Source organism: Streptomyces cupreus (assembly GCF_014257025.1).
Taxonomy (GTDB): domain Bacteria; phylum Actinomycetota; class Actinomycetes; order Streptomycetales; family Streptomycetaceae; genus Streptomyces; species Streptomyces cupreus.
This window is the reverse complement of record NZ_JACMSF010000033.1, coordinates 41457-65153: the sequence shown is the minus strand read 5'-3', so window position 1 is coordinate 65153 and position 23697 is coordinate 41457. Positions and strand designations below refer to the sequence as shown.

General features: G+C 71.1%; 22 protein-coding genes and 1 pseudogene. 12 read left to right on the top strand and 11 right to left on the bottom strand.

What is annotated here, in order from left to right; all coding sequences use genetic code 11:
- Positions 1-134: 134 nt before the first annotated feature.
- Together H4N64_RS27060 and H4N64_RS27055 are read left to right on the top strand one after the other, a co-directional pair.
- Positions 135-1460 carry a hemolysin family protein gene (locus H4N64_RS27060; RefSeq protein ID WP_186285037.1) on the top strand — a complete coding sequence of 442 codons (1326 nt, stop codon included), beginning with the start codon at positions 135-137 and terminating at the stop codon, positions 1458-1460.
- The gene (locus H4N64_RS27055) at positions 1457-2524 is read left to right on the top strand and encodes a hemolysin family protein (protein WP_186285036.1); all 1068 of its coding nucleotides are present in this window, start codon (positions 1457-1459) and stop codon (positions 2522-2524) included. The genes H4N64_RS27060 and H4N64_RS27055 overlap by 4 nt, the downstream gene beginning before the upstream one ends.
- Positions 2525-2581: 57 nt before the next feature.
- On the opposite strand, the gene H4N64_RS27050 is transcribed toward H4N64_RS27055, so the two are convergent.
- Entirely contained in the window at positions 2582-4444 is a 1863-nt protein-coding gene (locus tag H4N64_RS27050) for an AAA family ATPase (protein WP_186285035.1), read from the bottom strand.
- 431 nt (positions 4445-4875) lie between these two features.
- Positions 4876-5526, bottom strand: coding sequence for a uridine kinase family protein (locus H4N64_RS27045; protein ID WP_336246808.1), 651 nt, complete (start codon positions 5524-5526; stop codon positions 4876-4878).
- 167 nt (positions 5527-5693) lie between these two features.
- On the opposite strand from H4N64_RS27045, the gene H4N64_RS27040 reads away from it, so the two are divergent.
- From H4N64_RS27040 to H4N64_RS27030, 3 genes and pseudogenes are all read left to right on the top strand, one after another.
- The gene (locus H4N64_RS27040) at positions 5694-7061 is read left to right on the top strand and encodes a peptidase C39 family protein (protein WP_186285034.1); all 1368 of its coding nucleotides are present in this window, start codon (positions 5694-5696) and stop codon (positions 7059-7061) included.
- A 95-nt stretch (positions 7062-7156) separates the two neighbouring features.
- On the top strand, positions 7157-7297 hold the full coding sequence (locus H4N64_RS27035; RefSeq protein WP_186285033.1) for an SCO1431 family membrane protein: 141 nt from the start codon (positions 7157-7159) through the stop codon (positions 7295-7297).
- A 66-nt stretch (positions 7298-7363) separates the two neighbouring features.
- Positions 7364-8024 (top strand): annotated as a pseudogene (locus H4N64_RS27030) (TetR/AcrR family transcriptional regulator).
- 51 nt (positions 8025-8075) lie between these two features.
- On the opposite strand, the gene H4N64_RS27025 reads toward H4N64_RS27030, so the two are convergent.
- Entirely contained in the window at positions 8076-9311 is a 1236-nt protein-coding gene (locus H4N64_RS27025; protein WP_186285031.1) for a glycoside hydrolase family 18 protein, read from the bottom strand.
- A gap of 326 nt (positions 9312-9637) precedes the next feature.
- On the opposite strand from H4N64_RS27025, the gene H4N64_RS27020 reads away from it, so the two are divergent.
- The gene (locus H4N64_RS27020; protein WP_186285030.1) at positions 9638-10810 is read left to right on the top strand and encodes an acyl-CoA dehydrogenase family protein; all 1173 of its coding nucleotides are present in this window, start codon (positions 9638-9640) and stop codon (positions 10808-10810) included.
- Here H4N64_RS27020 and H4N64_RS45540 read toward each other — a convergent pair.
- Both H4N64_RS45540 and H4N64_RS27015 read right to left on the bottom strand, forming a co-directional pair.
- Positions 10773-11021 carry a hypothetical protein gene (locus H4N64_RS45540; protein ID WP_260859995.1) on the bottom strand — a complete coding sequence of 83 codons (249 nt, stop codon included), beginning with the start codon at positions 11019-11021 and terminating at the stop codon, positions 10773-10775. The genes H4N64_RS27020 and H4N64_RS45540 overlap by 38 nt on opposite strands.
- A 168-nt stretch (positions 11022-11189) precedes the next feature.
- Complete coding sequence (locus tag H4N64_RS27015) at positions 11190-11630, bottom strand: hypothetical protein (protein WP_186285029.1); 441 nt, start codon at positions 11628-11630, stop codon at positions 11190-11192.
- Between the two features lie 268 nt (positions 11631-11898).
- Between H4N64_RS27015 and H4N64_RS27010 the strand changes: the two genes are divergently transcribed.
- The 4 genes from H4N64_RS27010 to fxsA all read left to right on the top strand — a co-directional run bounded on the left by H4N64_RS27010 (position 11899) and on the right by fxsA (position 15992).
- On the top strand, positions 11899-12339 hold the full coding sequence (locus H4N64_RS27010) for an Lrp/AsnC family transcriptional regulator (RefSeq protein ID WP_004002750.1): 441 nt from the start codon (positions 11899-11901) through the stop codon (positions 12337-12339).
- Between the two features lie 48 nt (positions 12340-12387).
- Complete coding sequence (locus H4N64_RS27005) at positions 12388-13986, top strand: amidohydrolase (protein WP_186285028.1); 1599 nt, start codon at positions 12388-12390, stop codon at positions 13984-13986.
- A 548-nt stretch (positions 13987-14534) separates the two neighbouring features.
- Positions 14535-15341, top strand: a complete 807-nt coding sequence (locus H4N64_RS27000) for a glycosyltransferase (RefSeq protein WP_186285027.1) — start codon at positions 14535-14537, stop codon at positions 15339-15341.
- A gap of 93 nt (positions 15342-15434) precedes the next feature.
- Positions 15435-15992 (top strand): FxsA family membrane protein, encoded by a 558-nt coding sequence (gene fxsA / locus H4N64_RS26995; protein WP_186285026.1) that lies wholly within the window; start codon positions 15435-15437, stop codon positions 15990-15992.
- 99 nt (positions 15993-16091) lie between these two features.
- Here the strand turns inward: fxsA and H4N64_RS26990 are convergent, their stop codons facing one another.
- The 4 genes from H4N64_RS26990 to yczE all read right to left on the bottom strand — a co-directional run bounded on the left by H4N64_RS26990 (position 16092) and on the right by yczE (position 19568).
- A complete protein-coding gene (locus H4N64_RS26990) occupies positions 16092-16466 on the bottom strand; it encodes an RNA polymerase-binding protein RbpA (RefSeq protein WP_003977404.1) in 375 nt (124 codons plus the stop codon).
- Between the two features lie 255 nt (positions 16467-16721).
- Positions 16722-18056: an MFS transporter gene (locus tag H4N64_RS26985; RefSeq protein WP_186285067.1), complete on the bottom strand. Its 1335-nt coding sequence runs from the start codon at positions 18054-18056 to the stop codon at positions 16722-16724.
- Positions 18057-18114: 58 nt separating this feature from the next.
- A complete protein-coding gene (locus H4N64_RS26980) occupies positions 18115-18882 on the bottom strand; it encodes a glycerophosphodiester phosphodiesterase family protein (protein ID WP_186285025.1) in 768 nt (255 codons plus the stop codon).
- The gene (yczE, locus tag H4N64_RS26975; RefSeq protein ID WP_186285024.1) at positions 18879-19568 is read right to left on the bottom strand and encodes a membrane protein YczE; all 690 of its coding nucleotides are present in this window, start codon (positions 19566-19568) and stop codon (positions 18879-18881) included. The genes H4N64_RS26980 and yczE overlap by 4 nt, the downstream gene beginning before the upstream one ends.
- A 64-nt stretch (positions 19569-19632) precedes the next feature.
- On the opposite strand from yczE, the gene H4N64_RS26970 reads away from it, so the two are divergent.
- On the top strand, positions 19633-21132 hold the full coding sequence (locus H4N64_RS26970; RefSeq protein WP_186285023.1) for an SCO1417 family PLP biosynthesis transcription factor: 1500 nt from the start codon (positions 19633-19635) through the stop codon (positions 21130-21132).
- Positions 21133-21145: 13 nt separating this feature from the next.
- On the opposite strand, the gene H4N64_RS26965 is transcribed toward H4N64_RS26970, so the two are convergent.
- Both H4N64_RS26965 and H4N64_RS26960 read right to left on the bottom strand, forming a co-directional pair.
- Positions 21146-22759 (bottom strand): P-loop NTPase family protein, encoded by a 1614-nt coding sequence (locus H4N64_RS26965; protein ID WP_186285022.1) that lies wholly within the window; start codon positions 22757-22759, stop codon positions 21146-21148.
- 40 nt (positions 22760-22799) lie between these two features.
- Positions 22800-22994, bottom strand: a complete 195-nt coding sequence (locus H4N64_RS26960) for a hypothetical protein (RefSeq protein WP_186285021.1) — start codon at positions 22992-22994, stop codon at positions 22800-22802.
- 261 nt (positions 22995-23255) lie between these two features.
- Between H4N64_RS26960 and H4N64_RS26955 the strand changes: the two genes are divergently transcribed.
- Positions 23256-23648: an ankyrin repeat domain-containing protein gene (locus tag H4N64_RS26955; RefSeq protein ID WP_186285020.1), complete on the top strand. Its 393-nt coding sequence runs from the start codon at positions 23256-23258 to the stop codon at positions 23646-23648.
- The last annotated feature ends 49 nt before the right edge of the window (positions 23649-23697 follow it).

The following is a 23697-nucleotide window of genomic DNA, read 5'->3' as shown; positions in this document are numbered from 1 at the left end:
CCGGCGCCTCCGCCGCTGATGTTCCCCCTGGTCTTCAGAGGCCCCCTGCTACCCGAGGAGTGACTCCCTCCAGCGATGGACGGATCGTCCTGTAGTACCTGCGCCGCCCCCTCCCGACATATCGAGGCGGCGGCATGACCATCCCCCTGCTGCTCCTTGCCGCGGCATTCCTGCTGATCCTCGCCAACGGCTTCTTCGTGGCCGCCGAGTTCGGCCTGGTCACGGTCGAGCGCCCGGAGGCCGAGAAGGCCGCCGCCGAGGGCGACCGCCGTGCCCGTACGGTCGTCGAGTCGCTGAAGGAACTCTCCTTCCAGCTCTCCGGCACCCAGCTCGGCATCACCATCACCTCCCTGGTGGTCGGCATGCTCGCCGAACCGGCGCTCGCCGAGCTGCTGCACGCCCCGATCACCGCGCTCGGCATCCCCGAGGGCGCCGTCTCCGGGGTCGCGGTGATCGTCGGCATGCTGCTGGCGTCCGCCGTGCAGATGGTGATCGGCGAACTCGTGCCCAAGAACTGGGCGGTGTCCCGCCCCTTGCAGGTCGCACGGTTCGTCGCGGGCCCGCAGCACCTGTTCGCGCGGGTCTTCCGGCCGGTGATCGCCGTTCTGAACTCCGTCGCGAACCGGCTCGTCCGCGCGCTCGGCATCGAGCCCACCGAGGAGCTGGCCTCCGCCCGCACCCCCGGTGAACTCGTCTCCCTGGCCCGCCACTCCGCCCAGGCCGGCACCCTGGAGCAGGACACGGCCGACCTGTTCGTACGGACCCTGTCGCTCGGCGAGCTCACGGCGCAGCATGTGATGACCCCGCGGGTGAAGGTCAGCGCGCTCCAGTCGTCGGCCACCGCCGAGGACGTCGTCAACCTGACCCGCGCCACCGGCCTGTCCCGCTTCCCCGTCTACCGGGAGCGGATCGACGAGGTCGTCGGCATGGCCCACCTCAAGGACGCCCTCGCCGTTCCCGCGGCCGACCGGCTGCGCACCCCGGTCGGCCGGATCGCCCGGCCCGCCCTGCTGGTCCCCGAGACCCTGCCGGTACGGCCGCTGCTCGCCCGGCTGCGCAGCGAACAGCCCATCGCCGTCGTCGTCGACGAGTACGGCGGCACGGCCGGAGTGGTCACCCTGGAGGACATCGTCGAGGAGATCGTCGGCGAGGTCCGCGACGAGCACGACGGCCAGGACCTTCCCGAACTCGCCGCCGCCCCGGCCGAGGACGGCAGGCCCGCCTGGGATGCCGACGGCAGCTGCCGGGTCGACATCCTGCAGCGGATAGGACTCGATGTGCCCGAGGGCCCGTACGAGACCGTCGCGGGTCTGGTCGCCGACCTGCTCGGCCGGATCCCGGTCCCCGGCGACAAGGCCGAACTGCCCGGCTGGCGGCTCTCCGTGCGCCAGGTCGGCCACTACCGCGCCGAGCGGGTCCGCCTGGTCCGCACCGCACCCGTGGTGGAGGCCGCCCGATGAGCGTGCTCCAACTTCTCTTCGCCGCGCTGCTCGTGCTCGCCAACGGCTTCTTCGTCGGCGCCGAGTTCGCCCTGGTCTCCGTCCGCCGCAGCCAGATCGAACCGCTCGGCACGGCCCGGGCCCGCCAGGTGCTGTACGGCCTTGAACACCTGCCGCAGATGATGGCGGCGGCCCAGTTCGGCATCACCGTCTGCTCGCTGACCCTCGGCGCGGTCGCCGAGCCGACGGTCGCGCACATCCTGGAACCGTTCTTCGAGTGGATCCACCTCCCGCACGCGATGATCCATCCGCTGGGGTACGTCATCGCGCTGGCGACCGTCGTCTTCTTCCACCTCGTCATCGGCGAGATGGTCCCGAAGAACCTGGCGATGGCCGCGCCCGAGAAGGCCGCGCTGTGGCTCAGCCCCGGCCTGGTCGCCTTCGCCCGCCTCTGCCGGCCCCTCACCGTCGCCCTCGGCGCCTGCGCCCAGGGCATCCTGCGGCTCTTCCGCGTCGAGCCGAAGGACGAGGTCGAGGCGGTCTTCACCAGCGTGCAGCTGGGCAGGCTCGTGGAGGACGCGGGACAGGCGGGCCTGCTCGACCCCGAGGAACAGGAACGCCTGGAGGACGCCCTGGAGCTGGGCTCGCGCCCGGTGACGGACGTCCTCCTGAGCCGAGAGTCCCTGGTCACGGTCCCGCCCTCGGTCACCCCCGGCCAGATCGTCGGCCTGACCGCCCGCACCGGCTACTCCCGCTTCCCGGTGGTGGCGGACACGGGTGCCTTCATGGGCTACCTGCACGTGAAGGACGTACTGGACCTGGAGGACTCGGAACGGGCGGTGCCCCAGCAGGTGTGGCGCCCCATGACGACGCTCCGCCCCGAACTCCCCCTGGACGACGCCCTGACGGTGATGCGCCGAGCGGCCACACATCTGGCCCAGGTCGCGGACGCCTCGGGCAAGGTGCTGGGCCTGGTCGCGCTGGAGGACGTACTGGAGCTGCTGGTGGGGGAGGTGCGGGATCCGGCGCACCGGGAGACACCGCCGCCACGCAAGGCGGAGCCGAAGGAAGCGGTGCCTGGCTGACGCGGCAGACCCGCGCCCCACAAGGGCGCGGGGAACTGCCGAGCTCTTGGGCGCGCCTCACAACCCCGGAGGATCCTGCGGCCCTCGCCCCGACAACACTTCCCCATACGCCTGCATAAGATCCGGCAACCGCAATGTCGACAAGTCGTCCCGCGTCAAGGTCCCGGGATATGTCGACAACCGCAGATCCCGATACGCGCAGCTCTTCTCGTACAGCGTCCGCAGGAACCGCCCGTTCCCGAGCTCGTCGATCCACCCCTGATCGACCACATGCCCGGCGATGGAGCGCAACTCGTCCAGCGCCTCCTCGTCCCACACGTCACCGTTCTCACCGGCGAGCACCTCGCCGATGGAGGTGAGTTCGAGGGGCCGGTACGAGGGAAAGTCCACCCGGGTGGTGAAGCGGGAGGACAGTCCGGGGTTGGCGGCCAGGAGACGATCCATGCCCTCCGGATAACCGGCCAGGATCACCACCAGGTGGTCCCGGTTGTCCTCCGCCCGCTTCAACAGCACCTGAAGCGCCTCGTCGCCGTACGCGTCGCCCTTGCCGTAGCCGGAGTTGGACAGCGAATAGGCCTCGTCGACGAACAGCACCCCACCCAGCGCGGAGTCGATCAGCTCGTTCGCCTTCACGGCCGTCTGCCCGAGGTACTCGCCCACGAGATCGGCCCGCTGCGCCTCCACCAGATGGTCGCCGCCGAGCAGTCCGAGCGCGTAGAACACCCGGCCAAGGATGCGCGCGACGGTGGTCTTGCCGGTGCCGGAGGGTCCGGAGAAGACGAAGTGCCGTTTCGGCGGCTGGACGGGAAGCCCCTGCCCCGCCCGCAGCCGGGCCATGTTCAACTGCGCGGAGAGCGCCTTGACCTGGCGCTTGACCGGCTCAAGGCCCACCATGCGCTCCAGTTCGGCGAGCGCCTCCTCAAGCAGCGCGGGATCCGTGGGACCGGCGGGCGGCGGCTGCCCGGGGAGGTTCGCCCGCTCGCGCACACCTGGGTCGGGCACCGGCGGAAGCAGGCCGGACGAGGGCAGATCGGGCCCGGAGAGCTTCAGCTCACGCCCCTCGCCGAAGAGCGGGTCGAGGGTGTCGGGGCCGTCCACGGAGTCCTGGCCGAACCCGGTGAGTGTGATCGGCGCGAGATCGCCGGCCTCGTCGTACCCGTCGCCCTCGGCGATGGCGGCGAGCCGGGCCGAGGTGTCCATGAAGGCGGGGTCGACACGGTGCACGGCCCGGTACAGGGGGAGCGCGGCGGCCGACCGGCCGGTGCCCTCATGCGCCCGCGCCAGCCAGTACCGCAACTCCTTGCGCTGCGGCTGCTCGCTGCGGCAGCGCATCAGGGCCGCCGAGAGCAGCGGTTCGGCCTGGCCGTACATCTCCAGACGGACCCGGGCCATGCCGCCGAACAGTCCGGCCTCGATCCCGAGCATGGGGTCGTCGAGCAGCGGGTCGGTGTGCCGGACGAGCTGTTCCCAGTCCTTGACCAGATAGGCCCGGCAGGCGTGCAGGAAGCGGACCTGGGCGTCGGCGTCCACCGGCGGCAGTCCGGCGAGCGCCCGGTCGAGCTCCGGTACGTGCCGGCCGTCCAGCCAGTGCGAGGCGTGCGCGAGCAGCAGGTCGCGCGGGCTCTCCAGCACCGGCTGCACCCACCAGCCAAGCCAGTACCAGGAGTTGAGGGTCCGGCGGTGCCGGGCGCGCTGTTCCCCGAAGCGGTCCCGGTGCCGGAACATCCGTAGCAGCGCGGTCGTCGTGTCCACGCGCAGCGCGTGCAGACCGAGCCAGCCGTCGGCCATGCCGGGATCCATCCGCACCGCGGTGCGGAACTCCTCCTCCGCCTGCGGATAAGCGCCCATGGTGTAGGCGTCCACGCCTCGCAACCAGGCGAGGTCGGCCGGGGCCTCGGGGCCCTGCGTGCCGAAGTCCATCACGTCCCCCACAAACCGTGCCCCCGTCGGTTGGCCACCGGTCCGTCGCCCGTCGGCCTTCGGAGTCGAACCGCCGTACTGCGGACCGGAGTTGCAACGGTGCGCGGAGCAGCAGTCCCAGGTCGCACCGAGGGCATCGTACCTGCGGTAGTGCGGCCCGCCCCAGGGTGCCGCACCGGCCGTTTGGCGAGGTGGGAGCAGATGGGGGCGCAGACTTCGGTAACCGAGGGTGAGCGAATCGCGGCTCGGTGCGGCCGGAAAACGGGTGAGGGCAGAACGAAGCCCCCGATCACGGGGGAACAACCGGGGGCTTCGCGTCTGGCGGGCGATCTGCGTCGACCGCACATTGAGAACGTAAGACCTGTACGGCCCTTGGGTCAAGCCGAGTTGAAGTCACTACGGCAAGTTCTCGCAGGCGCATCTTCACAACTTCACCACATTGCAGATAGTCCCTCACTCAGCGTGAGGAGCTGATCCGTTTCCATGGTCCCGGCAGGCCCGGGACGCAACTCGTAACCCTTCGCGCACTGCCGTACCAAAGCGTCGGCGAACGGCCGTGAGGGGTCCACGGAGAAGTGCTTCTGTTCCGCCTCGACCCAGCCGTCCCAGAACTCCCGCAGTTCCTTCCCGTCCCGTGACCGGCCGCGTGCCCAGGACTCCGCCCGCGGCAGATCCATCCAGAGCAGGAAGGCGAGATACGGCCGCAGCGCGCGCCGCCCGGCGCCGACCCCCTCGACGAGGACCACCGGGGCGGGCGGTAGGGGGACGGGTTCCCGGAAGCGGCGGGCGTGCCAGTCGTAGGGGGAGTAGTGCGCGGTCTCGCCGTGGGAGAGGGGCTCGATCACCTGCGCCAGCAGCCGCTCGGTCCAGTCGAAGAGCTCGTCATGGCTGGCGATGTCGTCGAGCCGCAGCACCGGCGCCCCGCCGAGCGCTCGCGCCAACCGCCCGGCGAACGTGGACTTCCCGGACCCGGCGTGCCCGTCGACCCCGATCAGCCGGACCGGACCGCAGGACGCGGGGAGGCGGCGAAGGAGCGAAGCGAGTTGATGAATGACGGTTCCCGGGGTGAGTCGTGCGTGCACCGGAAGTCTAGTGATGTGGCACCTCGGGTGATGCCAGTGGTCGAGGCCAATATTCCTGGCGCGGCATGCCCCGAAGTGCTGGCAGGAGGCCTCGCCTGCGTCCATAGTTGGCGCACACACCGTGCACTGGACCTGCCCCGACTCGGACACCTGGGGGTCTTCCGCCCATGAGCAGATCCGAACAGCCGTCCCGCAGAACCGTTCTGACCGCCGCGGTCGCCGCAGCCGTGGCCGGCGGCGTCGGCGCGTTACCCGCAGCCGCCGCCACCCCCACCGAAGCGGCCGACCCCGAGCAGGCCGCGGCCCGACAGATCGACAACCGTGCCTGGACGACGTACACCGACTGGCGCTCGGGCACCGCGAAGGGCACCCGTGCCGTCGCGGGCGTCCGGCCCGGCGTGGCGATCGGCGCCCCCGTGGGCCTCGCCGACTACACCGACCCGCACACCGGCACCACCGCCACCTGGGAGTACGCGACCTGGACCTCGCCCGTCCACCGGCTCGCCGTGCCCTCGACCGAGGCCATCGCCTCGTGGAACGCGCACACCCCGGTCGGCACGTGGCTCCAGGTCGAGCTGAAGGGCACGTACTCCGACGGCACCAACAGCCCGTGGTACGTCATGGGCCGCTGGGCCGCCGGCGACCAGGACATCAAGCGGACCTCCGTCGACGACCAGACCGACGACAAGTCCACGATCTGGACCGACACCTTCGCGATCGACGACCCGGCAACGGGCCTGCGCCTGACCTCGTACCGGCTGCGCCTGACCCTCTACCGCAAGCCGGGGACGAAGAAGACCCCCACCGTGTGGCGGCTCGGCGCCATGGGCTCCGATGTCCCGGACCGTTTCACCGTCCCGGCGTCCACGCCCGGTCTCGCCCAGGAGCTGGCCGTACCGCGCTACTCGCAGGAGATCCACATCGGCCAGTACCCCGAGTACGACAACGGCGGTGAGGCCTGGTGCAGCCCCACCTCCTCGCAGATGATCATCGAGTACTGGGGCGGCAGGCTCACCGAGGAGCAGCTCGCCTGGGTCGACCCGAGCTTCGCCGACCCACAGGTGTGCCACGCGGCCCGCTTCACGTACGACTACCAGTACGCGGGCTGCGGCAACTGGCCCTTCAACGCTGCCTACGCGGCCACCTTCAAGGACCTCCAGGGCGTCGTCACCCGGCTCGGTTCGCTGACCGACCTGGAGACGCTGATCGCGGCCGGCATCCCGGCCATAACGTCCCAGTCCTTCCTGAAGGAGGAGCTGACGGGGGCGGGCTACGGCACCTCCGGCCATCTGATGACCGTGATCGGCTTCACCGCCGAGGGCGATGTGATCGCCAACGACCCGAACTCGCCGAACAACGCCGCGGTACGGCGGGTGTACCTCAGGAGGGAGTTCGAGAACATCTGGCTGCGGACCAAGCGGTACAACGCCAGCGGCAAGGTGGTCTCGGGCACCGGAGGCGTCTGCTACCTGTACTTCCCGGCGCGTCCGTCGATGCGCCAGCTCGCGGCGCTCGCGGCGGTGGGCGTGCGCTGAGACGCCGTGGGACGGCCTCCGACGGCTGTCGGGGGCCGTCCGCTGTGACCAAGGTCTCTGCCGGCAAAAGCCCTGTTCAGTGGCAAGGTGGACGGATGAGTACGAATGCAGCCGCCGTCGCCCGTGCCCGCACCGGCGGCCCCGAGGAAGACGGTCCGAAGGTCTTCGAACACGTCATGGGATGGGTCCTCGTCGTGGTCGTCGCGATGCTCGTGACCCAGCTCGGTCTGCTGTGACCTGACACATATTCGAACCTGCCATACTGCGGATGTCCCGCCGCCCGCTTGAGACCAGGGTCGAAATTGAAGAGTCAGCAGCACGTTGCCGTCGTCCGTCCCCGGGCGCGCGGCACCGAGCGGTCGGCGGCCCGCCGCGCCGAACTCATCGCCATCGGGCGGAGGTTGTTCGCCGACACCTCCTATGACGCCCTGTCGATGGACGACATCGCGCGGCAGGCGCATGTGGCCAAGGGACTGATCTACTACTACTTCCAGTCCAAGCGCGGCTACTACCTGGCGATCATCGAGGACTCCGTCGCCGACCTGGTCACCTACGCGGCGGGCGGCGTCGAACTGCCCTCGGCGGAGCGGGTCCACCGCACGATCGACAGCTATCTGCGCTACGCCGAGCACAACCAGGCCGCCTACCGCACGATCGTCAGCGGCGGCGTCGGCTTCGACACCGAGGTGCACGCCATCCGGGACGGGGTGCGCGAGGCGATCGTCGCGACCATCGCCGAGGGCGCCTACGGCCGTACCGACATCGCCCCGCTGGCCCGCATGGCCCTGCTGGCCTGGGTGTGCAGTGTCGAGGGCGCGGCCCTGGACTGGATGGACCACCCCGAACTCTCCCGCGACACCATGCGCGAACTGCTGGTGAAGACCCTGGGCGGCGCCCTGCGCGCCATCGAGGAGCTGGACCCCGCCTTACCCGGCCCCGGGGCCCGCCCGCCGCGGCACATGACGAAGGGGCGGAGTCTCGTGGTCTCCGCCCCCAGGTCCCCCGTGTCAGGGGTCAGTTGATCGCCTTGATGAGCTCACCGTTCGCGGTGTCCCCGCTGAGCTCCCAGAAGAACGTGCCCGCCAGACCCTGCTGGTTCTTGTACGTCATCTTCGTGGCGATGGTCGCCGGGGTGTCGTAGCTCCACCAGTTGGTGCCGCACTTGGCGTAGGCGGTGCCGCCCACCTTGCCGGTCGCCGGGCACTTGGTCTTCAGGACCTTGTAGTCCTCGATGCCGTCCTCCCAGGTCCCGTCCGCCGGTCCGGTCGCGGTGCCGCCGGGCGCCGACTGGGTCACTCCGGTCCAGCCGCGGCCGTAGAAGCCGATGCCGAGCAGGAGCTTGGAGGCCGGGATGCCGAGGCCCTTGAGCTTGGCGATGGTCGCCGAGCTGTGCATGTTGGCCTTCGGGATGCCCGCGTAGGAGTGCAGCGGCGAGTGCGGGGCCGTCGGGCCCGTCGCGTCCCAGGCGCCGAAGTAGTCGTAGGTCATGGGGTTGTACCAGTTGACGTACCGGGCCGCGCCCGCGTAGTCCGCCGCGTCGATCTTGCCGCCGGCGGTGGCGTCGGCGGTGATGGCCGCGGTCACCAGGTTGCCGCTGCCGAACTTCGCGCGCAGGGCCTGCATCAGGTTCTTGAAGGCCGCCCGGCCGCTGGTGTCACAGGTCGCGCCGCAGGCGTTCGGGTACTCCCAGTCGATGTCGATGCCGTCGAAGACGTCCGCCCACTTGGAGTTCTCGACCAGGTTGTAGCAGGACTGGGCGAACGCGGCCGGGTTCTGGGCCGCCTGGCCGAAGCCGCCGGACCAGGTCCAGCCGCCGAAGGACCACAGCACCTTGAGGTTCGGGTGCTTCTTCTTCAGCTCGCGCAACTGGTTGAAGGTGCCGCGCAGCGGCTGGTCCCAGGTGTCGGCGACGCCGTCGACCGACTCGGCCGCGGTGTAGGTCCGTTCGGTGGCCGCGTAGGAGTCGCCGATGGCGCACTTGCCGCCGGTGACATTGCCGAAGGCGTAGTTGATGTGCGTGAGCTTGGCCGCGGAACCGGAGGTCTCGATGTTCTTGACGTAGTACTTGCGGTCGTAGGTGCCCCATTCGGTGAAGTAGCCGATCACCTTGGAGCCGGCGGCCGACTCGGCCGCGGGAGCGCTCGATTTCGCGGTGGCAGAACCCGCCCCGGCAAGCAGTCCGGCGCCGAGGACGGCCGCGCAGGCGGCGGAGACCAGCGTCCGGAATCTGGTGCGGTGGGGAATGTGCATCGGGTGTCTCCTCCTGGGGGGAGAGGGGAACGCGCGCCGATTGGCATGAACGCGGTAAAGCGTTGCCCGCACATTAGGAGGACTAGACCAGTCGGGTCAATGGTTCGGACCAATTTCGTGCGGCTTGAGTTTTCTTGGAGTGAGCGGTCGTTAACTGGTGACTCGGTGCCTCCGATCGGGCATACTCACAGCGCAGAGCCGCTGGTCAGCAGCTTCCGTGACCCGGGAGTGCGGGCCATCGGCCCGCACCCAGTGAGACCCGGCGGAGCCGCCCCACCCAAGGCGCACGTCCGCCGATGCGCCCGATAAGGGAGGAGAGCGTCGCCATGCCCGACCGCGCCCCGCAACCGGTGGACCGGCACCTGCCCACGGACGAGGCCCGGGATCTGATCTCGCTCGTCCGCGACATCGCCCAGCGCGAGATCGCCCCGAAGGCGGCCGAGGAGGAGGACGCCGGACGCTTCCCGCGCGAGGTCTTCGCCCTGCTGTCGGAATCGGGCCTCCTCGGACTGCCCTACGACTCCGAGTACGGCGGCGGCGACCAGCCGTACGAGGTCTACCTCCAGGTCCTCGAAGAGCTCGCCATGGCCCGGCTCACCGTCGGCCTCGGCGTCAGCGTGCACACCCTGGCCTCCTACGCCCTCGCCGCCTACGGAACCAAGGAGCAGCAGGTCGAGCATCTGCCCGCGATGCTCGGCGGAGGACTGCTGGGCGCCTACTGCCTGTCCGAGCCGTCGTCCGGATCCGATGCCGCCTCCCTGCGCACCAAGGCCGTGCGGGATGGGGACGACTGGGTGATCACCGGGACCAAGGCCTGGATCACGCACGGCGGCATCGCCGACTTCTACACGGTCATGGCCCGCACCGGCGAGGAGGGCCCGCGCGGGATCACCGCCTTCCTGGTGCCCGGGGACGCCGAGGGGCTGAGCGGGGCCGCGCCCGAGAAGAAGATGGGCATGAAGGGCTCGCCGACGGCGCAGGTCCACTTCGACGGCGTGCGGGTCCCGGACGAGCGGCGGCTCGGCGAGGAGGGGCAGGGCTTCGCCATCGCCCTGTCCGCGCTGGACTCCGGGCGGCTCGGTATCGCGGCCTGCGCGATCGGCGTGGCCCAGGCGGCGCTGGACGAGGCCGTGGCGTACGCCGCCGGGCGCAGGCAGTTCGGGCGGCCGATCGCCGACTTCCAGGGCCTGCGCTTCATGCTCGCCGACATGGCGACCCAGATCGAGGCGGGCCGTGCGCTGTACCTCGCGGCGGCGCGCCTCAGGGACGCGGGCCGGCCGTTCGCCAAGCAGGCGGCCATGGCCAAACTCCACTGCACCGACACGGCGATGAGGGTGACCACCGACGCCGTGCAGATCCTCGGCGGGTACGGCTACACCGCCGACTTCCCCACCGAGCGCTACATGCGCGAGGCCAAGGTGCTCCAGATCGTCGAGGGCACCAACCAGATCCAGCGCATGGTCATCGCCCGTCACCTCGCGGGTCCCGAGGGGCGCTGAACTCACCCGCCCGTACCGTCGGCGCCGCCAGCCGGACCCACTCCGGGTCGTGGCGGCCCGGCAGGGTACGGCCCCGATCGGCCCAAGTGCGCATCAGATCCCGGTAGATGGGCGGGTCCTGGAACTGGGGCGTGGCCAGCGGAACCGATTCTGCGGGTCGCGGCACGAAGACGCGTCGTTGACGCCCGGTCGTCGAATATGTGGGGGCCATACCAGGGCAACGCGGCGGCGACCGGGCAGGTCACCGATCCACGGAATCGGGCGTGAGTTCGCGGATGCCCCCACGGAGCCCTGTGGGCACACTGAACCCGCACCACGGCAACCTGCGAGCCGGGGTGCGGGATTTCGGCTACTGGGCCAAGAGATCGAGCGGGATCACTCAGGCGGCGTGGCGCCGCATCGCCGGCACGCGCATCGGGCGCGAGCCTGGGCCGCCGACGTGCGAGAACGGCTGCGTCCGCCAGTCGAGTCCCTGAGGGAGCGTCAACAACAGGGCGGTGTCCTGCTCCTGGGGTTCGGCCGACTCGTCCGCGGCGCGGGCGTCGGAGGCGCTGCGGCCGGTGCCGGCGCACACCGTCAGGCCGAACGGGTTCCACGGCGAGGCGCACAGCGCGTGCTCGGGCAGAACCTCCTCGTCCGCCAGCAGCGCGATGGGCTGGGCGCAGTCCGGGCAGATCACCCGGTACATCTCGAAGGTGTCGTACGCGTCGAACTCCTCGTCGGCGAAGTCGCCGTCGGGTTCGACGCCCTCCGGCTCGGGCTCGACGACAAGCTGCGGGCGCTTGGGTGCGGTACGACCAGGGCGCTTAAGACTCTGCATGGGATTCTCCCCCTCGGGCTGGGCCGTTCAGGCACTGCGGCCTCGACCACAGCAAGCACTTCCCGCCCCGTCTCGGCGGTAATCACGAGGACATCACGGAGCCGGTCCGGCGGCTGTGGTGTTCGTCACATGCCGTCCGCAGGTGCCCGGGGCGGCCGGTTTGTCCCCCAGGAGGCTCACAGACTCATCCCCGTCACATCACGAACCGGGCATGACCTGGGCCGCTCAGGTATCCCAGGAGGTCAGGGGCACTGTAGGTTCTTGCGCCATGGAGGAGCTGGACCGACAGATCGTGCAGCTGCTCGTCAAGGACGGGCGGATGAGCTACACAGACCTGGGCAAGGCCACGGGCCTGTCCACGTCGGCCGTGCACCAGCGGGTGCGACGGCTCGAACAGCGTGGCGTCATCCGTGGCTACGCCGCGGTCGTGGACCCCGAGGCCGTCGGGCTGCCCATGACCGCGTTCATCTCGGTGAAACCGTTCGACCCCAGCGCGCCCGACGACATCGCGGACCGCCTGGCCGGGGTCCCCGAGATCGAGGCGTGCCACAGCGTCGCGGGCGACGAGAACTACATCCTCAAGGTGCGCGTGGCCACCCCGCACGAACTGGAGGAACTGCTGGCCCGTCTGCGCTCGCTGGCGGGCGTCTCCACCCGGACGACGGTGGTGCTCTCCACGCCGTACGAGGCACGCCCGCCGCGTATCTGAGCCGGCCTGCGTGCCGGGCGGCCGCGGGGAGGCGGGAGACTGTTCCCCATGAGTGAGCGCACCGCCGAGTCCCAGACCGTTCTGCTTCGCCGCGGGGAGGTCCACAGTCCCGCCGACCCGTTCGCCACCGCGATGGTCGTCGAGCGCGGGCAGGTCGCCTGGGTCGGTTCGGAAGGTGCCGCGGACGCCTTCGCGGACGGTGTGGACGAGGTCGTGGACCTGGACGGCGCGCTCGTCACCCCGGCGTTCACCGACGCCCATGTGCACACCACCGCGACGGGCCTCGCCCTGACCGGCCTCGACCTGTCCGCCGCCCCCTCCCTGGAGGCGGCCCTCGATCTCGTACGGGACTTCGCCGCCGCCCGCCCGAACGACCGCGTCCTCCTGGGCCACGGCTGGGACTCCGCCCGCTGGCCCGGCGGCCGTCCTCCGACGCGGGCCGAGCTCGACGCGGCCACCGGCGGGCGGCCCCTCTATCTCTCCCGTATCGACGTCCACTCGGCGGTCGTGACGACGGCCCTGCTCGACCTGGCGTCCCTGGGCCGGGTCGACGGCCCGCTCACCGCCGACGCCCACCACGCCGTACGCGCCGCAGCTCTCGGCGCGGTGACGCCCGCTCAGCGCGTCGAGGCCCAGCGCGCGGCCCTTGCCCACGCCGCCGCTCTCGGCATCGGCACCCTCCACGAGTGCGGGGGCCCGGAGATCTCCTCCGAGGACGACTTCACCGGCCTGCTCCGGCTCGCCGCCGAGGAGGCCGGACCGCGGGTCGTCGGCTACTGGGCGGAGCAGGACGTGGACAGGGCACGGGAGCTCGGCGCGGCCGGCGCCGCGGGCGACCTCTTCGTCGACGGCGCCCTCGGCTCGCACACCGCCTGTCTGCACCAGCCGTACGCCGACGCCGAGCACACCGGCCTCGCCTACCTCGACGCCGTAGCCGTCGCCGCCCATGTCGCCGCCTGCACCGAGGCGGGCCTCCAGGCAGGCTTCCACGCGATCGGCGACGCCGCCGTGAGGGCCGTCGTCGAGGGCGTGCGCGCCGCCGCGGAGAAGGTCGGCCTCGCCCGCGTCCGCGCCGCCCGGCACCGGGTCGAGCACGCCGAGATGCTGACACCCGAGACGATCGCCGCCTTCGCCGAGTTCGGCCTGACCGCCTCGGTCCAGCCCGCCTTCGACGCGCTGTGGGGCGGCGAGGACGGCATGTACACCGCTCGCCTGGGCGCCGAGCGGGCCCGCACGCTGAACCCCTTCGCGGCCCTGCTGCGGGCCGGTGTCCCGCTCGCCTTCGGCTCGGACAGCCCGGTCACACCCCTGGATCCCTGGGGCACCGTCCGCGCCGCCGCCTTTCACCGGACGCCCGAGCACCGGGTCTCCGTGCGGGCCGCGTTCACGGCGCACACACGGGGCGGCTGGCGCGCGATCGGACGGGACGACGCGGGCATCCTGGTCCCCGGCGCGCCCGCCGACTACGCCGTGTGGCGCACCGACGAACTGGTGGTCCAGGCCCCGGACGACCGGGTCGCCCGCTGGTCGACCGACCCCCGCTCCGGCACCCCTGGCCTGCCCGACCTCACCCCGGGCCGTGACCTGCCCGTCTGTCTGCGGACGGTGGTGGGCGGACGGACGATCTTCGTACGGCCGGGCGAGTGATCTCCCGGGATGGCGTGCGGCCGATCCGGTGCCGCCGCCCCGTCGCGCGACCTGCGTATCCTCCGCGCTGACCAGGGAGTTGAGGAAAGATCCGCAGGTCAAACGGCTGTTGACAGCCGACGGCAGGGGGCCGGTAGGTTCTGCCGAGTCCACCACCGGACGCCCGACCAGGAATGCGTGAACGTTCCGGGAACTCGTCGCAACGCCGCTGGGTCAGAGACGGTGTGCCGCACCGGGGCACCGCCACTGGGAGCCAGGCTCAGCGCCCACGCCACGGCGAGGGAACCTTCCGGCCGGTCGGGGAGGTGAGACTCGGGTGGGGCCCGGGCGCTCAGTAGACAACGGCTTTCGGTCGACCCGCAGCCAGCGGGCCCCAGGTCGGCCCGAAGGGCGCCGGGCCCCCATCCGCAGAGCGCCTGCATGATCCGAAAAGCAGATGGCTACCCCGCTCTTGTGCAATCGACACCACCATACGAACGTGATGTCACGTAATCGCAGGCCGCGCCCACTAAGGTGGACCTTCTGCGGACGCACACGAAGGGGCAGCAGTGAACGACGGCGACGGGATCCGTGAGGCGCAGGCCTCGGGGAGGCGGTTCGGTCCGCTCGGCACCGCGTTGGTGATCATTCCGACCTACAACGAGGCGGAGAACATCAAGGCGATCGTCGGCCGGGTGCGCTCGGCCGTGCCCGAGGCGCACATCCTCGTGGCCGACGACAACAGCCCCGACGGCACCGGCAAGCTCGCCGACGAACTGGCCGCCGAGGACGATCATGTCCAGGTGCTGCACCGCAAGGGCAAGGAAGGCCTCGGCGCCGCCTACCTCGCGGGCTTCCGCTGGGGCCTGGAGAACGGCTACGGCGTCCTGGTCGAGATGGACGCCGACGGCTCCCACCGCCCCGAGGAACTGCCCCGGCTGCTCACCGCGCTCAAGGGTGCCGACCTGGTCCTGGGCTCGCGCTGGGTGCCCGGCGGCCGGGTGGTGAACTGGCCCAAGAGCCGCGAGTTCATCTCCCGCGGCGGCAGCCTGTACTCCCGCATGGCCCTCGATCTGCCGCTGCGCGACATCACCGGCGGCTACCGCGCCTTCCGCCGCGAGACCCTGGAGGGCCTCGGCCTCGACGACGTCGCCTCCCAGGGCTACTGCTTCCAGGTCGACCTCGCCCGCCGCGCCGTCAAGGCCGGCTACCACGTCGTCGAGGTGCCCATCACCTTCGTCGAACGCGAGCTCGGCGACTCCAAGATGAGCCGCGACATCCTCGTGGAGGCCCTGTGGCGGGTCACCACCTGGGGCGCGCAGGAGCGGGCCGGCAAACTCCTCGGCCGCGTGAAGCCCCAGCCGCCCCAGTCCTAGTCCCCGTGCTGGTCCCCGTCCTGTTTCATGGCCGCACTGCCCGTCGATCGCCCCCTTATCCCGCACTGAGCCGGGCCCAGGCACACTGGACGCATGACGACTGGCGCACCGACTCCCACGCATCCCGCCCGGCCCCGGCGCTCCCGGCTGCGCACGTTCCTGCCGCTCGGCATCGCCGCCTGGCTGGTGCTGGAGATCTGGTTGCTGACCGTGGTCGCGGGCGCCGCGGGCGGGCTCACCGTCTTCCTGCTGCTGCTCGCGGGCCTCGTGCTCGGCACCGTGGTGATCAAGCGGGCGGGCAGGCGCGCCTTCCAGAACCTCAACGAGGCGCTCCAGCGGGGCGGCACCCCGGCCCCCTCCGGAGGCGGCAACGGCCTGATGATGCTCGGCGGTCTGCTGCTGATGCTGCCCGGTCTGATCTCGGACGCGGTCGGTCTGCTGCTGCTGATCCCGCCGGTGCAGAAGGCCCTCGGGCGGTACGCCGAGCGCACCGTCGAGCGCAAGCTCCGCCAGGCCGACCCCGGCTCCCTGGGCGGTGCCTTCCAGCAGGCCCGTATTCACCGGCCCGACGGGAAGGTCGTGCAGGGTGAGGTCATCAGGGACGAGCCCGGGGACACCCCCGAGGGACCTCGCCCGCCGCTGACGCACTGAGCCCGGCCGCAGCCGGACACACGAAAGACCGCGGGCGCCGTACGAAGAACGTACGGCGCCCGCGGTCTTGTGCTGTATCGGGGTTCCGGACCCGGGGGACTAGGCCGACTTGCGGCTGTCCCTCGGGTGGACCGCGATGTTCATCGCGCCGGAACGCAGAACGGCCAGGCGCTCCTCGAGGACCTCTTCGAGCTCCTCGCGGGTGCGCCGCTCCATCAGCATGTCCCAATGCGTACGCGCGGGCTTGGCCTTCTTCTCCTCAGGGCCGTCGCCGTCAACGAGGAGTGCCTGGGCCCCGCAGACCTTGCACTCCCACTCCGGCGGGATCTCCGCCTCGACCGAGAAGGGCATCTCGAAGCGGTGCCCCTTCTCGCATGCGTACTCCACGGCCTGGCGCGGGGCCAGGTCGATGCCGCGGTCCGTCTCGTAGCTGGTCACCACGAGGCGCGTGCCGCGAAGAGCTCGCTCACTCATGAATCGTGCCTCCCGGGCTTGTCGCCCACAGGACAGGTGTCGCTGTCGTCGTCATCCGGTCAACGTCCGGTCGGCGGTAAAGATTCCCGTTCCGGGTCATGCGTCGCCGTCGTAGCCGCCCCTTGTTGTACCCACCGGCGCCCGGTTTGTCACATCTGCTAGCAGATGTCACCCAGCGTTTCGGCATCTTTGACGCGCAGTAACGGTACGCCTGGCAGGCCAAACGCGTACACTACAGCCCTTTCGCGTTGAACGCTAAATTCTTGCCGGAACCGGGTTTCCCGCATCGCTGATCGCCTGCCGCACCGGAACCCGCGCGAGCAGCACGAACCCGAGCGCGAAGAAGGCCACCAGCGAGATGATCGCGTCCCGATAACTTCCGGTCAGCTGGTAGGTGAGCCCGAACAGCAGCGGGCCGAGCCAGCTCATCCCGCGGTCGCTCACCTCGTACGCGGAGAAGTACTCGGCCTCCTTGCCCGGCGGTACGAGATGGGAGAACAGGGAGCGGGACAGGGCCTGGCTGCCGCCGAGGACAAGGCCGATCCCGGCCGCCAGCACGAAGAACCACACCGGTGCCCCGGCCGGCAGGAAGTACCCGGCCGCCAGCGTCACCGTCCACGCGACCAGCGATCCGAGAATCGTGCGCTTGGCGCCGTACGTCCGCGCGAGTCGTCCCATGAGCAGCGCCCCCGCCACCGCCAGCACCTGGACCAGCAGCACGGCGCCGATCAGTGTGGACTGGCCGAGCCCCAGTTCCTCGGAGCCATAGATGGAGGCCTGGGAGATCACGGTCTGGATGCCGTCGTTGTAGACGAGGTAGGCCAGCAGGAAGGCGAGCGTCAGCGGATGGCGGCGCATGTCGCGGATCGTCGCCGCGAGCTGCCGGAAGCCGGGCGCGGTCGCCTCCCCGGCCGGGGCGGAGCGGCGGTCGCGCAGTCGGCGCAGCGGTACGAGGGTGAAGGCGCCCCACCACAGGCCGGCCGACGCCAGACAGATGCGGACGGCCGTGGTCTCGGAGACGCCGAAGGAGTCGTGCGCGAGATACAGGACCAGGTTCGCGATCAGGACCAGGGCGCCCGCCGCGTACCCGAACGCCCAGCCGCCGGAGGACACCGCGTCGCGCTCCTCGGGCGGGGCGATCTGCGGCAGATAGGAGTTGTAGAGCATCATCGCGACCGACTGCGCGGCGTTCGCGACGATCAGCAGGGCGCCGCCGAGCAGATAGCGGTCGCCGTCGAGGAAGAACATTGCCGTCGTCGCCGCGGCCCCGGTGTACGCGGCCGCGGCCAGCAGTGGCTTCTTCCGGCCACTGCGGTCGGCGGCGGCGCCGACCAGGGGCATCGCCAGGACGGCCACGATCACCGACAGGGACACCGAGTAGGCGAAGAAGGACCCGGCGCGCACCGGGATGCCGAGCGGGTGGACGAAGCCGTCCGCGTCGGCGGCCTCCTCGGCGACCGAGGTCAGGTAGGGGCCGAGGAACACCGTGAGCACGCTCGTCGAATAGACGGAACACGCCCAGTCGTAGAAGTACCAGCCGCGCTGCTCGCGCCGTCGCCCGGCGACCTCGTCGGCCGCCGTCGCCCCCATGGTGCCGGTGTCCACCCGCGCCCTCGCTTCCCCGTCCGGGCCGCGGCCCGCCGAGGTCTCAGACCCAGACGCCCCGGTCCTCCATGACCTTGCGCAATGTCTCGATGCGATCGGTCATGATGCCATCGACTCCCAGGTCCAGGAGCCGGTGCATACGGTCCTCCTCGTTGATCGTCCACACATGCACCTGGAGCCCGTGCGCGTGGGCCGTGCGCACGAAGCGGTGGTCGACGACCTGGATGCCGGACTGCATCTCGGGAACCTGCGCGGCGACGGCCGAGCGGCGCACCGCCGCGGGCAGCCCCCAGGAGCGCAGCCGCAGATTGAGCACCCCGCGCGTGCCGTACGACGTGGCCAGTCGAGGGCCGGCCAGGCGCTGGGCCCGTACGACCCGGGCTTCGGAGAAGGAGCCCAGGCAGATCCGGTCCCAGGTGTTGGTGCGCTCCACCAGGTCGAGGAAGGGCAGCAGCGCGGGCTCCGCCTTCACGTCCACGTTCCAGCGGGCCTCGGGGAAGGCCTCCAGGAGTTCCTCGAACAGCGGCACGGGCTCCTGACCGGCCACGCGCGCGTGCCGTACGTCCGACCAGGGCAGGTCGGCGATCTTGCCGGCGCCGTCGGTCACCCGGTCCAGCGTGGAGTCGTGGAAGGCGACCAGCTCGCCGTCGCGGGTCGCGTGGACGTCGGTCTCCAGGTACCGGTAGCCCAAGTCCACCGCGCGGCGGAACTGGAACAGGGTGTTCTCCAGGCCGTCCGCCGCCCCGCCCCGGTGGGCGAAGGCGATCGGACCGGGATGGTCGAGATAGGGGTGGCGTATCGGCGTGCTCACCGTCGCAGTATGGCGCGCCGGGGTTGACCCGTGGCAACGACCGTGCTGCCGCCGGGTGCCGGGGGGACGGCGAAGACGCGCAGGAAGAGCTGGGCGAGCGGGCCGATGGCCAGCGCGTACAGCAGGGTGCCGACGCCGATCGTGCCGCCCAGGAGGAAGCCGGAGACGACCACCGCGAGCTCAACCGCCGTACGCATCAGGCGGATCGAGCGGCCGGTACGCCGGTGCAGGCCCGTCATCAGGCCGTCGCGCGGGCCCGGTCCGAAGCGGGCGGCGATGTAGAGGCCGGTGGCCACGCCGTTGAGGACGATGCCGGCGACGAGAAGGGGAATCCGGACGGTGAGGGTGTGCGCCTCGGGGAGGGCGGCCAGGGTGCCGTCCATGGCGATGCCGACGACGAAGACATTGGAGACGGTGCCGAGGCCGGGCCGCTGGCGCAGCGGGATCCACAGGAGCAGCACCGCGGCGCCGACGATGATCGAAACTACGCCGATCGTCAGGCCGGTCAGCTCGGCCAGGCCCTGGTGCAGCACGTTCCAGGGTTCGAGGCCGAGGCCGGCTTCGACGAGAAGGGCCGAGCTCGCCCCGTAGAGCGCGAGACCGACGTACAGCTGGATCAACCGTCGCCCGAGACGGCTTGTGGTGGACAAGAGGGTCCCCCCTGTGGTGGTAGTGGCCTGCGTCATGACACCCTGTGGCTTGAGGAGAACGGCCATCCATGGCCAATCCGGGGAAGGTGGACTGATTTCCATGGCGCAGTGGACCTCGGCGGTGGGGCCGGCTCAGCTCGCCCGGCTGCTCAGCTCCCAGCAGGACCGCCCCGCGGGCCCCGGCACACGCCGCCCGCCCGCCTATCGCGCGCTCGCCGACGGGATACGGCTGCTGGTCCTGGAGGGGCGGGTGCCGGTCGCGGCGCGGCTGCCCGCGGAGCGCGAACTGGCCCTTTCCCTGTCCGTCAGCCGTACGACGGTCGCCGCGGCCTACGAGGCGCTGCGCGCCGAGGGATTCCTGGAGTCCCGGCGCGGGGCCGGTAGTTGGACCGCGGTCCCGGCCGGAAATCCGCTGCCCGCGCGCGGTCTTGAACCCCTGCCGCCCGAGGCCCTCGGTTCGATGATCGACCTCGGCTGCGCGGCGCTCCCCGCACCCGAGCCGTGGCTGACCCGGGCCGTGCAGGGCGCCCTTGAGGAGCTGCCGCCGTATGCCCACACGCACGGCGACTATCCGGCCGGGCTGCCCGCGCTGCGCGCGATGATCGCCGAGCGGTACACCGCGCGCGGGATCCCCACCATGCCCGAGCAGATCATGGTGACGACCGGGGCGATGGGCGCGATCGACGCCATCTGCCATCTCTTCGCCGGGCGGGGCGAGCGGGTCGCCGTGGAGTCGCCGTCGTACGCCAACATCCTTCAGCTGATGCGGGAGGCGGGGGCGCGGCTGGTGCCCGTCGCCATGGCCGAGGGGCTCAGCGGCTGGGACATGGACCGCTGGCGGCAGGTGCTGCGTGACGCGGCGCCCCGGCTCGCCTATGTCGTCGCCGACTTCCACAATCCGACCGGCGCGCTCGCCGACGACGACCAGCGGCGGCGCCTGGTGGAGGCGGCGCGCTCCGCGGGCACGGTGCTGATCGCCGACGAGACGATGAGCGAGCTCTGGCTCGACGCGGATGTCTGCATGCCACGGCCGGTGTGCGCTTTCGATCCGGCTGGGGCCACGGTGATCACCGTCGGCTCCGCGAGCAAGGCGTTCTGGGCGGGGATGAGGATCGGGTGGGTACGGGCGGCGCCCGATGTGATCCGCAGCCTGGTCGCCGCGCGCGCCTACGCCGACCTGGGGACACCGGTGTTGGAGCAGCTCGCGGTGAACTGGCTGTTCAGCACCGGCGGTTGGGAGCAGGCCGTCGAACTGCGCCGCAGCCAGGCCCTGGAGAACCGTGACGCGCTCGTCGACGCGGTGCGTCGGGAGCTGCCGGAGTGGGAGTTCGAGGTCCCGAAGGGCGGCCTGACCCTGTGGGTCCGCACGGGCGGCCTGTCCGGCTCGCGGCTCGCGGAGGCTGGGGAGCGGGTCGGAGTCCGGGTCCCGTCGGGGCCCCGCTTCGGTGTCGACGGCGCCTTCGAGGGGTATGTGCGGCTGCCGTTCACCGTGGGCGGCGCGGTCGCGGAGGAGGCGGCGGTACGGCTGGCCGCGGCGGCGCGGTTGGTGGAGAGCGGGGGGACCGGGGGTGGGGAGGCGCCTCGCACCTTCGTGGCGTGATCGACGGTGAGCGCTACGCCAGCTTTGACGGCTCCGCCGTCACCGCTTCCGCCGTCACCGCTTCCGCCGTCACCGCTTCAGTCGCCACCGGCTCCGGCTGCTGTTCCGCGTCCGCCGGGGTCGTGCGTGGGGGGAGCAGGTCCAGTACCGCCTGGCGGTGGGTGTCCGTGGTGGCGTCGTCGTACGGGTCCGGGGTGGCCGGGACCTGGAGGCGGAGGACCGGGCCCGAGCCCAGTCGGGCGTAGCCGCGGCCCGGGGGGACCTGGGTGGTCGGGGTGGTGTGCGGGGGTGCGCCCAGGAACGCCGTCAGCTGGTCCGCCGTCGCGGGGCCGAGGACCGCACGCGCGCGTGTGTGCTGGCGTACGGCATCGCTCAGCAGCTCCGCGCTGTCGAACTGGTCGGCCACGACCACCGTGACGTTCGCCGCGCGGCCGTGCCGCAGGGGTACCTGGAGCAGGGACTGCGGGTCCTTGTGGCCGTCGGTGGCGGCCAGGTGGGCGAAGGCGGTCGGGCGGTCCAGGAGGATCCACAGGGGGCGCTTGGTGTCCTCCGGTGGCGGGTGACCGGCCTGCCGGGCACGGTTGAGCGCGATCAGCCTGCGCTCCGTCTCGTGCGCCGCCCACTCCAGGCTGGCCAGTGCTCCGGCCAGCGCGCACTCCACTGCGAGGACACCGTCCCGGCCGGTCAGACAGGCGTACTCGCCGGTGGCGCCGCCCTCCACGATGACGACATCGCCGTACTGGAGGGCCTGGAGGGCGATCGAGCGGAGCAGGGTGGAGGTGCCGCTGCCGGGCTGGCCCATGACCAGCAGATGCGGTTCTGTGGAGCGGATCCCGGTGCGCCAGACGACCGGTGGCATGTCGCGCTGCTCCTCGCCGTGGGTGAGGGGGAGCGTGCGCTGGACCTCGCCGGGGTCGGTGAAGCCGAGCACCGTCTCGCCGGGGGCCGTGACGAAGCGCTGGGCGGCGATGTCGGTGGGCAGCGGCGGCAGTACGGAGAGGGAGAGCTGGTTGCCCTCCTCGTCCCAGTCGAAGCGGTACTCCCGGCCGCGTCCCGACTTCGCGGTGAGCAGATGCTCGATCCGCGCTCGGGCCTCGGGCTCGCCGTCGGTGAAGTAGGCCGGGTAGCGGATCGCGAGGCTCGTGACGCGCCCCGAGGCGTCGAACTCGTACTCGGGGAAGGTGCTCTCCCACTCACCGCCGTGCGCGTACAGAGGGGCGGGGTCCTCCGGGGTCGAGAAGTACGGCACCAGTGCCTCGTACAGCGACTTCAGTCGTTCCGTCTGCGACTCGTCCGGGCCCTCGGGGGTCGGCGGGGTGCGGTCCCGGCCCTGCCAGGCCGCCGCCGCCATCAGTGTGACGACGGCGAGCAGTGGGCCGTACGGAACGAGCGCCACGACCAGGATCACCGAGGCCACCAGGAACAGCAGCGGCCCGCGCTTGTCCTTGGGGGTGTCGGCCCACTTGCGCCGCCCCGCCGAGGCCAGCCGGTGCAGCCCGCGAGTGATCGTGATCAGCGGGTGGAGGACGTCGGTGGCACTGGCGACCGCCGTCCGGGCCAGCTCCCGGCTCCGGGCGATCTGCGCGCTGCCTGTGCTCAGGATGCGGGGGAGGGGGCGCCGGGCCACGGCTGTCTCCTGAAGGTGCGTACGGACGGGACGGGCGGGCTCAGAACTTGATGCCGCCGAGCAGGCTCGCCAGGCTCTCGCCGCCGGCCTTGATGCTCGGGGCGATGGCCGTACTGGCCAGGTAGAAGCCGAACAGGGCCGCGACGCAGGCGTGCGAGGCCTTGAGTCCGTCCTTCTTGAAGAAGAGGAAGACGATGATGCCGAGCAGGACCACGCCTGAGATGGAGAGGATCATTTTGGGATCTCCTGGTTCGTGGGGACAGTCACCATGAGTACTTCCAGGCTCACAGAATGTATCCATACGATAAAAGGTGCAACTGGGTGGATTTCTGCAGATTTCCCTCGGTTGGTGGAGTCGTCCAGGGCCGGACGAGCTGGGCTCTTGCGTCCGACCGGGTTCGTGGTGATCTTTACCTCGGGCGCATCGGGTCATGTGCCCGGCGAGCCAGTACCCTGGCGATTCACCTGAACGGTTGTATGGAGAGGCGGTCCGGCGATGAGTGAAGCCCCCGACCCCGAGGTCGTGGAGCTGGCCACCAAGATCTTCGATCTGGCCCGGCAGGGGCGGACCGAGGCGCTCGTGGCGTACCTCGACGCGGGCGTTCCGGCCAACCTCACCAATGACCGCGGCGACTCGCTGGTGATGCTCGCCGCCTACCACGGCCACGCCGAGGCGGTGCGCGCGCTGCTCGCGCGTGGCGCCGAGGCCGACCGGATCAACGACCGAGGCCAGACCCCGCTCGCCGGGGCCGTGTTCAAGGGCGAGACGGATGTGATCAAGGCCCTTCTGGAGGGCGGCGCCGACCCGTCGGCGGGCACTCCGTCGGCCGTCGACACCGCCCGGATGTTCGGCAAGACGGAACTGCTGGAATTGTTCGGCGCACACTGATCCGTACGCTCTGACCAGCTACGACACAGAAAACGGGGGAGGCGGTAAA

What these genes read in the sequence shown, in the direction of transcription:
- H4N64_RS26955 (WP_186285020.1), top strand. Translation starts at nt 23,256, where the DNA reads ATGAGTGAAGCCCCCGACCCCGAGGTCGTGGAGCTGGCCACCAAGATC.
- H4N64_RS27015 (WP_186285029.1), bottom strand. Translation starts at nt 11,630, where the DNA reads ATGCAGAGTCTTAAGCGCCCTGGTCGTACCGCACCCAAGCGCCCGCAG.
- H4N64_RS27035 (WP_186285033.1), top strand. Translation starts at nt 7,157, where the DNA reads ATGAGTACGAATGCAGCCGCCGTCGCCCGTGCCCGCACCGGCGGCCCC.
- H4N64_RS27055 (WP_186285036.1), top strand. Translation starts at nt 1,457, where the DNA reads ATGAGCGTGCTCCAACTTCTCTTCGCCGCGCTGCTCGTGCTCGCCAAC.
- H4N64_RS26985 (WP_186285067.1), bottom strand. Translation starts at nt 18,056, where the DNA reads ATGGGGGCGACGGCGGCCGACGAGGTCGCCGGGCGACGGCGCGAGCAG.
- H4N64_RS27005 (WP_186285028.1), top strand. Translation starts at nt 12,388, where the DNA reads ATGAGTGAGCGCACCGCCGAGTCCCAGACCGTTCTGCTTCGCCGCGGG.
- H4N64_RS26990 (WP_003977404.1), bottom strand. Translation starts at nt 16,466, where the DNA reads ATGAGTGAGCGAGCTCTTCGCGGCACGCGCCTCGTGGTGACCAGCTAC.
- H4N64_RS27010 (WP_004002750.1), top strand. Translation starts at nt 11,899, where the DNA reads ATGGAGGAGCTGGACCGACAGATCGTGCAGCTGCTCGTCAAGGACGGG.
- H4N64_RS27060 (WP_186285037.1), top strand. Translation starts at nt 135, where the DNA reads ATGACCATCCCCCTGCTGCTCCTTGCCGCGGCATTCCTGCTGATCCTC.
- H4N64_RS26960 (WP_186285021.1), bottom strand. Translation starts at nt 22,994, where the DNA reads ATGATCCTCTCCATCTCAGGCGTGGTCCTGCTCGGCATCATCGTCTTC.
- H4N64_RS27050 (WP_186285035.1), bottom strand. Translation starts at nt 4,444, where the DNA reads ATGGACTTCGGCACGCAGGGCCCCGAGGCCCCGGCCGACCTCGCCTGG.
- H4N64_RS27040 (WP_186285034.1), top strand. Translation starts at nt 5,694, where the DNA reads ATGAGCAGATCCGAACAGCCGTCCCGCAGAACCGTTCTGACCGCCGCG.
- H4N64_RS27020 (WP_186285030.1), top strand. Translation starts at nt 9,638, where the DNA reads ATGCCCGACCGCGCCCCGCAACCGGTGGACCGGCACCTGCCCACGGAC.
- H4N64_RS45540 (WP_260859995.1), bottom strand. Translation starts at nt 11,021, where the DNA reads ATGGCCCCCACATATTCGACGACCGGGCGTCAACGACGCGTCTTCGTG.
- yczE (WP_186285024.1), bottom strand. Translation starts at nt 19,568, where the DNA reads ATGACGCAGGCCACTACCACCACAGGGGGGACCCTCTTGTCCACCACA.
- fxsA (WP_186285026.1), top strand. Translation starts at nt 15,435, where the DNA reads ATGACGACTGGCGCACCGACTCCCACGCATCCCGCCCGGCCCCGGCGC.
- H4N64_RS26970 (WP_186285023.1), top strand. Translation starts at nt 19,633, where the DNA reads ATGGCGCAGTGGACCTCGGCGGTGGGGCCGGCTCAGCTCGCCCGGCTG.
- H4N64_RS27025 (WP_186285031.1), bottom strand. Translation starts at nt 9,311, where the DNA reads ATGCACATTCCCCACCGCACCAGATTCCGGACGCTGGTCTCCGCCGCC.